Source organism: Pantoea sp. CTOTU50773, assembly GCF_032082325.1.
GTDB lineage: Bacteria > Pseudomonadota > Gammaproteobacteria > Enterobacterales > Enterobacteriaceae > Pantoea > Pantoea communis.
In genome coordinates this window covers 1-7,245 of sequence record NZ_DAMDQC010000152.1, presented here as the reverse complement: position 1 = coordinate 7,245, position 7,245 = coordinate 1, and the positions used below count along the sequence as shown (strand labels likewise).

At 50.8% G+C, this 7,245-nt stretch carries 8 protein-coding genes and 1 pseudogene; 1 reads left to right on the top strand and 8 read right to left on the bottom strand.

Features of this window, described 5'->3' with window-relative positions; translation table 11 throughout:
• Positions 1-68: 68 nt before the first annotated feature.
• The 3 genes from RT340_RS18800 to RT340_RS18790 form a co-directional block, all read right to left on the bottom strand.
• Positions 69-443, bottom strand: coding sequence for a YebG family protein (locus RT340_RS18800; protein ID WP_097117856.1), 375 nt, complete (start codon positions 441-443; stop codon positions 69-71).
• 74 nt (positions 444-517) lie between these two features.
• Positions 518-1,312, bottom strand: a complete 795-nt coding sequence (locus tag RT340_RS18795) for an SIR2 family protein (protein WP_034829783.1) — start codon at positions 1,310-1,312, stop codon at positions 518-520.
• On the bottom strand, positions 1,309-1,869 hold the full coding sequence (locus RT340_RS18790; protein ID WP_097117855.1) for a non-canonical purine NTP pyrophosphatase: 561 nt from the start codon (positions 1,867-1,869) through the stop codon (positions 1,309-1,311). The genes RT340_RS18795 and RT340_RS18790 overlap by 4 nt, the downstream gene beginning before the upstream one ends.
• 401 nt (positions 1,870-2,270) lie before the next feature.
• Between RT340_RS18790 and RT340_RS18785 the strand changes: the two genes are divergently transcribed.
• Positions 2,271-3,632, top strand: a complete 1,362-nt coding sequence (locus RT340_RS18785) for a putative bifunctional diguanylate cyclase/phosphodiesterase (RefSeq protein ID WP_097117854.1) — start codon at positions 2,271-2,273, stop codon at positions 3,630-3,632.
• Positions 3,633-3,727: 95 nt separating this feature from the next.
• Here RT340_RS18785 and RT340_RS18780 read toward each other — a convergent pair whose 3' ends face one another.
• The 5 genes and pseudogenes from RT340_RS18780 to RT340_RS18760 form a co-directional block, all read right to left on the bottom strand.
• Positions 3,728-4,633, bottom strand: a complete 906-nt coding sequence (locus RT340_RS18780) for an ABC transporter substrate-binding protein (protein WP_313377475.1) — start codon at positions 4,631-4,633, stop codon at positions 3,728-3,730.
• Complete coding sequence (locus RT340_RS18775) at positions 4,633-5,427, bottom strand: amino acid ABC transporter ATP-binding protein (protein ID WP_058962363.1); 795 nt, start codon at positions 5,425-5,427, stop codon at positions 4,633-4,635. Before RT340_RS18775 ends, RT340_RS18780 begins: the two co-directional genes overlap by 1 nt.
• Positions 5,411-6,331, bottom strand: a complete 921-nt coding sequence (locus tag RT340_RS18770) for an amino acid ABC transporter permease (RefSeq protein WP_097117852.1) — start codon at positions 6,329-6,331, stop codon at positions 5,411-5,413. Before RT340_RS18770 ends, RT340_RS18775 begins: the two co-directional genes overlap by 17 nt.
• 9 nt (positions 6,332-6,340) lie before the next feature.
• Complete coding sequence (locus tag RT340_RS18765; RefSeq protein WP_097117851.1) at positions 6,341-6,853, bottom strand: GNAT family N-acetyltransferase; 513 nt, start codon at positions 6,851-6,853, stop codon at positions 6,341-6,343.
• Between the two features lie 9 nt (positions 6,854-6,862).
• Positions 6,863-7,245: pseudogene (locus tag RT340_RS18760) on the bottom strand (transporter substrate-binding domain-containing protein); the annotation flags it as partial.

Sequence of the window (7,245 nt, the reverse complement as noted above, 5' to 3'; positions counted from 1 at the left end):
CTCAGCTCTCAGCTCTCAGCTCTCAGCTCTCAGCTCTCAGCTCTCAGCTCTCAGCTCTCAGCAAAGTATCAGGCAGCTTTAACCGCGCGCACTTTCTTTTCGGGTTTACCGGTGTCTGCTTCGGCAGAAGCTTCAGATTCCGCAGAGGGTTCAGATTCGACAGAAGCCTCAGTCTCGACTTCGGCTGTCGCATCTTCTTTTACCGCATCCGGTAATTTGCTGGTACGCAGGATATGCTGCACCGCATCCTTCTGCTCAGCCAGTAACATGCCTAACGCTTCAGCCTGTGCTTCACCCAGCTCAGGCTGATGCTGCTGCAGCCAGTCGGTGAAGGCGTCCGCCATATCGAGCATTTTGTCCCAGGCATCCGCGTCTTTTTTATTGGCAAACGTCATTTTTTCTTCACCCTTTCTGACAACAACATATTTGGTTTCGACTGCCATGATGCACCTCGGTTAACTGTATTTATATACAGTATATTCTAAGCAAACTTTTTTGAGCAAACATTTTCTGCTCATTAAGCCAGTAATTCTTCCAGAAACGTTGCCAGCGCTTTGCGCGGATCGTCCTCTTCTGAAACGATCATTTCGATGCCCCACTGCCCCAGCACCTCTTTGGCCACCGGATTATTGCGGTTGGTGAACAAGTAGGATTTGGGGCGCGCGGTAGCCAATCCCGTGCGGCCCCACATCTTGGTCAGCCGGTAGAATAACAGACGAATGTTAAAGTCACTGATGCTGTACCCGACAAACAACACCGAGTTGCCCATCACGTCATGCGTCAGTTTGATATCCAGCGGCGAATCGAAATAGAGGCGTTCGAAGTAGCTGCTCTCATCCAGCACAATGGACGTATCATCGTCAAAATCACCATGAAGTTTAATGATATGACGCTTGTCTTCGGTCAATGACACCAAATCCGCCGCATTCGCCACTTTGCTGTACGGCACATTGTGAGCTTCGTGCGCCATCTCCAGCCAGCGATCGTAATTGGTGGTATAGATGCGTGAGAAGTTACCTTGGGTGATCATGGTGTGAATTTCAGAGCTGCGTACGTCAATATCCGGGCGATGCCACTCACGATCCATCCAGCTGCGTAACGGACCGAGCGAACCTTTGCGCTGCTTGTAGTACTCCGCCAGCGAAAGATGTGTGCCATAAGTATTAAAGATCTTCGGATCGTAACCCAGTTCTTTGGCCAGATGCGCAATCAGCTCATGCCACTCCGGCAAACCCAGATTGCGTGAAATACCCGCGCCCGCAAACAGGATCAGTTTGCCTGCATCGTAGGCGCGTTTGAGTTCCGGTTTCATGCCAGTCCCCGTGATGTTTTTAGAAAGGTGGCGAAACGATCCAGTGCCAGGCGGCGCATGGATATTTCGTTTTTGAATTCACCCATTTCGGCGAAGGTCTGCGAATGGCCTTCTGGAATGAATACGCAGTCCCACTGAAACTCGCGCGGTCCTGCCGGTGCCGGTGCGATGGTGCCGCGCAGTTCACCCTCAAACTGGTACATTTTACGGCCATCGCAATAGCCCAGCACGGTTTTGGCGGTGACGCTTGGGGTGTCCAGCCCGCTGACCAGTTTGGTGAAGCGCTCAGCGTTCAGTCGGCTCCAGAAAATGCGCGTCAATCCGGCAGGCAATCCATTCAGCCCATCCAGATACAGGCCGGTGTGCTCAACAAACAGTGGACGCCCAATGATGGAAAAGGCTTTGGTGAGTTTGTCACGTACCAGTTCAACTTCATTTTCTGTTTGTATCTCTTCGATGCGGCGGGCAATGGGAATGACTTCGACGCCGACCGGCTCCAGGATGGTGCGCACTTCAGCCAGCTTGAGTTCATTTGCAGATAGGAAACGAATTTTCATTGCAACCCGTTATTTTAATGGGGTGTGACCATAAATGATTGTCAAGCTGAAGGTTGTCCAGCTCAGGTGATTGCGCCTTAATATCAGGATGAACTTAAGCGGCGCTCACGTTTCATTCTAACGTGCAGATTTGTCCCTGGATAGGAACAATGTTAATGTTCAGAAAATGCTTTGGCTCAGTTGACGACGTTGACTACAACCGGCCTGAAACATGAAATCGACTCATGACGGGATATCCCAAGCTATCATAATCACCTGATAAGAATGCCTTAATAGATGCCACGCCAGACACCAACGGAGTTAAGGATTAATGGGGAAATCAACGAAACAATCTGTTCGTTCTGCCTCAAATACCCTAATCAACTTTTAAACCATGATGACATAAAAATTGAGAATAGCTCATGATCTCTTATTTCAATTCTAAATATTGTATGGTTCGCAACCTCCCTTTCCTGTTTAAAGGTGATAGTCTGGAAAAGAAACTCCGCTTAACCTTACTTATTGCAGGGACATCCAGTATTATTGCCGGGCTCTGGATGGGATTATTAAATTTTTTAAATGGTCATTATGATGTCACTTGCTTGTACAGCATGAGTACAGCTTTGGGTGTATATATTACTAGTGCAGCCTTTTGTTCTGGGTTAAGGCGTAATTTGTATATCATTGTACACGCATTGCTTATCGTCATCATCGCGTTGCTATTAATCGATAATTATCACGCAACTGGGAAACATTCAGAATATAATTATTTAATTGCTTTAACGATTGGTTCTGCTTTAGTGTTACGCCAGCAGAACAATTATCTCAGTAAAATCTTTCCGATAATTTGCCTGGTTATTTATCTATTTTTCATCATGACGGGATTGACGTGGCACGATAACGCTTTTCAATTGAATATTCCAAAAGAAAAAGGCTTTTATCTTGTGAATTGTGGTGTCCCCATCGTCGCATTGCTGCTTACCGCCTTTACTTGCTGCGGTGATTATTCTGAAACCGATTTGATTAAACGCGAACTCTCAAGCGCCATTGAAAACAATGAGCTTGAACTATACTACCAGCCACAGGTTGATGTTGATAAAACACTGGTTGGCTTCGAGGCGTTACTGCGCTGGAAGCACCCTGTGAAAGGTTTTATTTCACCTGAGGTCTTTATCCCCATCGCAGAGAAAAGCGGATTGATCATCGAGATTGGAAGATGGGTGATGGAACGCGCACTGCAGCAGATGTCGGATTGGCAACGTGTTCACAATATTAGCAATTTGATGTTCTCCATTAATATAAGCCCATTACAATTGATGCATCGTGATTTTACTCAGGACACACTGTTAACACTTTCGCACCACAGAATCAGTCCGGAAAGATTAAAATTTGAAATCACGGAAACCACTTTTATTTATGATCAGAAACGCATTGGTTCGGTGATTTCGCACTTTAGTCATTTGGGCATTAAGTGGGCAATTGATGATTTTGGTGTGGGCTACTCATCGCTTAAATCGCTCAGTGATTTCGCGATTGATGATATCAAGATCGACAAATCGCTTATCATGCATATTTTTGACAACGAATCTGCCGGGATTGTGGTACATAAAACCATTGAACTGGCGCGTGAAATGGGATTGAACGTTCTGGCTGAAGGGATCGAAAGCGAAGAGTATTTCGACTACCTGCGCGACAAAGGGTGTAATCTGTTTCAGGGGTATCACTTTGCCCGTCCACTCCCTGCGGGAGAGGCTGCGCTTTGGATCCGTAAAGCCACCACTTAAGAGACTTTTGCAATGGCGGCAGCTGAGCCGCCATTATGTACAGGATTAAAGTATCACTTCGGCGATATCACGGATATCAGGCATTTACAAAAAAATTATTGATAAACAATCCCAGGCGGATTGACCTGTGACGCCTCCACGCCCTCCTCCTGTTCTCCCCAGCGTGCCAGCACTTGTTGGTACTGTCCGCTGGTTATCGCTCCATTGATCGCCTGCTGTAATGCCACATCCAGCCCATTACCTTTTTTAGTCGTCACTGCCACCCAGGCGCGGAACGGACCGTGACCGACGATTTTGGTTTGACCGCGTGACGCCACTTTCCATGCCGCCATGGCTTGTGGGCCAAATGAAGCATCGGCGCGCCCGGAGAGCAACGCCAGCGTCGCTGAGGCATCATCATTGAGATATATCGGCTGAACCGGAGCCAACCCCTGTGCACGGTTTTTCGCATCCCAACTCAGCAAAATTTTCTCCTGGTTGGTACCGGAACCGACAATGATGCGTTTACCCGCCACGTCCTCGCGCCCTTTGATCGCCGTGATTGCACTGTCCGTTTTCACGGCGAACGCATGGTTATCCGCGCGGTAAGTCGCGAAATCGAACTTCTGTTTCCGTTCTTCCGTCACCGCGATATTAAACATCGCCACATCATAACGTCCGGCGGTGAGGCCCAATGGCCAGTCTTCCCAGGCGGCAGGCACCAGCTTGAGTTTCAACCCCAAACTGTCGGCCAGCAGCCGGGCGAAATCAGGGTCGCTACCAATCAGCGTTTTATTGTCTGATGCCCACAAGCCTATTGGCGGGGAATTGGATGCGGAAGTGGCGACCGTCAAATATCCCGGCGTCACAAAATGAAATCCAGCCGGAATTTTGGCGATGGCTTGCGGGTTAGCCGGAATGTGGATTGGCGTTTCGTTGTTTTTTGCATCCAGCGTTGCTGCGGCACACAGTGGCGAGCTTAACAACCATGCGGCCAGCGCACTGACTATCACTCTCTCCATTACAGCACCCGCGCCAAAAATCGTTTCGTACGCTCATGACGCGGTTGGTTCAACACCTGGTGCGTACTGCCTTGTTCGACGATACGGCCATCAACCATAAACACCACCTGATCCGCCACTTCGCGCGCAAAACCAATCTCGTGCGTGACAATCACAAGGGTGGTGCCGGAGCGTGCCAGCTTCTTAATCACGTCCAGCACCTCACCCACCAACTCAGGATCGAGCGCCGAGGTCGGTTCATCAAACAGCATCACGCGTGGATTCAGCATCAACGCACGTGCAATCGCGATGCGCTGCTGCTGGCCACCTGACAGATGGCGCGGCCAGGCATCAGCTTTATGGCGCAATCCCACGATATCCAGCAATTCTCCCGCCCTTTCAATCGCCTCGCGTCGTGACAATTGACGATGGGCAATCGGTGCTTCAATCAAGTTGTCTAAAACCGTCAGATGGGGAAATAAATTGAAGTTCTGAAACACGTAACCGACGTTGATGCGCTGGCGCAAAATCGCCTTCTCTTTCAACTCATACAACTTGTCACCACGCCGTTGATAACCGATGTAATCGCCGTCGATTTGAATAAACCCTTCATCCACGCGTTCCAGATGATTAATGGTGCGCAGTAGCGTGGATTTCCCTGATCCTGACGGGCCAAGAATCACCGTCACCGAGCCGGGCTCCAGCTCCAGCGAGACGTCATCCAGCGCTTTGTGTTTACCAAATGACTTACTGACGCCGGTAATGCTGATGGCACCGGTAGTGTGCAGATTGCGATAATCAATGGCTTCGGACATGAGAAAGCTCCTCATTGGCGGTAGCAGAGCGATTGCGCCATTGACGCCAGCGCGACGGTTGCGGTTCACGCGTCACGCTGCGGGCCAGCCAACGTTCAACGCTGTGCTGCAGCAGTGACAATACGGTGGTGATAATCAGATACCAGGCCGCACCCACCATTAACAGCGGGATCACCTGTTGCGTGCGGTTGTAGATCATCTGGATGGTATAAAACAGTTCCGGCATCGCCAGCACGTACACCATGGAAGTCCCTTTGGCGAGGCTGATGATTTCGTTAAAGGTGGTGGGAATAATGGCGCGCAATGCCTGCGGCAGAATGATGCGGAAGGTACGACGGGACGAGGACAATCCCAGCGCCGACGCTGCCTCAAACTGACCGTGATCGACACCCAAAAATCCGCCGCGAATAATCTCCGCACTGTAGGCGCTCTGCACCAGCGTCAATCCAATCACCGCTGCCGGGAACTGCCCCAGCACATTGATGGTCTGGAAATGGCCCCACGACAGTGCCGTGAAAGGTACGCCGAGCGACAGCGTGTCGTACAGGTAGGAGAAGTTATAGAGAATAATCAGCACCACAATCAGCGGCAGCGAGCGAAATAGCCAGATGTAACCAAACGCCAGCGTGCTCAATAACCATGATGAAGAGAGCCGCGCCAGCGCCAGCAGGCCACCAAAAATCAAACTCAGCACCGTGCCAAACAACGTCAGTAACAGCGTTTGCCCCAGCCCTGTGAGAATCACCGGATCAAAGAACCAGCGGGCAAACACACGCCATTCCCAACGAGGATTAAAGGCCACCGAATCAATCACGCTGGCGAGAATAAACAGTGCGACAATCGCCCCGATGATCCTTCCTGGATAGCGTGCGGGCACCACGGTTAAATGTTTTTCCTGACTCATCTCAACTCCTTAGCTGGCCTGCGCCACGCTGTGCACATCGATCACCTTGAGGAAGCGTAAACGTCCGTCATGAGGTGGCTGACTGTAGATTTCCATATCTTCGAGTAGCGCAAACTGCGGCTGATAACCGTGGCCGATATACAGCTGAACGGCTTCCGGCTGGCGAAATCCGGTGGTCAGGAACACGCGCTGATAACCGGCACGCAACGCACGCCGTTCAAGCTCCTGCAAAATCAGCAGCGCCAATCCCTGACGGCGCAGATCGCTACGCGTCCAGATGCGTTTAAATTCCGCGGTCACCTCGTCATAAGGTTTATAGGCGCCCATGGCGATGATCTCGCCGTCACGCTCCAGCACGATAAACAGCCCACGCGGCGGCAAGTACCACTCGGTTAATTCCACCTCGTTGGAGCTTTTGAAGAAATCACCGTAACGTGCCGCATACTCGCCAAACAGACCGGTGATAATCGGCTGCAACTCAGCGGCCTCAGGATGCACTTCGCGGAAAAATTGCTGGCTCATGCAGCCTCCTTAGTCGCCAAGACCGGCCGGGTTGATTTCAGAGCGATCCAGACGCTCCACGCCTTCACCCCAACGGTTCAGCACCTTGTCGTAATCACCGTTCTTGATCACGCCGTTGAGCGCGGTGTTAATCGGCTGCACCAGACCGTTGTCTTTTTTTACCGTCACCGCGATATGAGCGGCTTTCGGCCAACCTCCATCCACGCTGCCCACCAGTTTGGTTTGATGAGTTAACGCGGCTTTCCACGCGCCAATCACATTCGGACCGAAGTAGGCATCGGCGAGACCGGACTGCAGTGCCAGCGTTTGCGCAGCATCATTTTTGGTGTAAACCGGGGTGAAAGGTTTTAGTCCTTTCGCCTGATTCTCTTTGTCACACGCCAGAAGGATCG

Coding starts and splice junctions, on each gene's coding strand:
- RT340_RS18800 (WP_097117856.1), bottom strand. CDS start 443: ATGGCAGTCGAAACCAAATATGTTGTTGTCAGAAAGGGTGAAGAAAAA.
- RT340_RS18795 (WP_034829783.1), bottom strand. CDS start 1,312: ATGAAACCGGAACTCAAACGCGCCTACGATGCAGGCAAACTGATCCTG.
- RT340_RS18790 (WP_097117855.1), bottom strand. CDS start 1,869: ATGAAAATTCGTTTCCTATCTGCAAATGAACTCAAGCTGGCTGAAGTG.
- RT340_RS18785 (WP_097117854.1), top strand. CDS start 2,271: ATGATCTCTTATTTCAATTCTAAATATTGTATGGTTCGCAACCTCCCT.
- RT340_RS18780 (WP_313377475.1), bottom strand. CDS start 4,633: ATGGAGAGAGTGATAGTCAGTGCGCTGGCCGCATGGTTGTTAAGCTCG.
- RT340_RS18775 (WP_058962363.1), bottom strand. CDS start 5,427: ATGTCCGAAGCCATTGATTATCGCAATCTGCACACTACCGGTGCCATC.
- RT340_RS18770 (WP_097117852.1), bottom strand. CDS start 6,331: ATGAGTCAGGAAAAACATTTAACCGTGGTGCCCGCACGCTATCCAGGA.
- RT340_RS18765 (WP_097117851.1), bottom strand. CDS start 6,853: ATGAGCCAGCAATTTTTCCGCGAAGTGCATCCTGAGGCCGCTGAGTTG.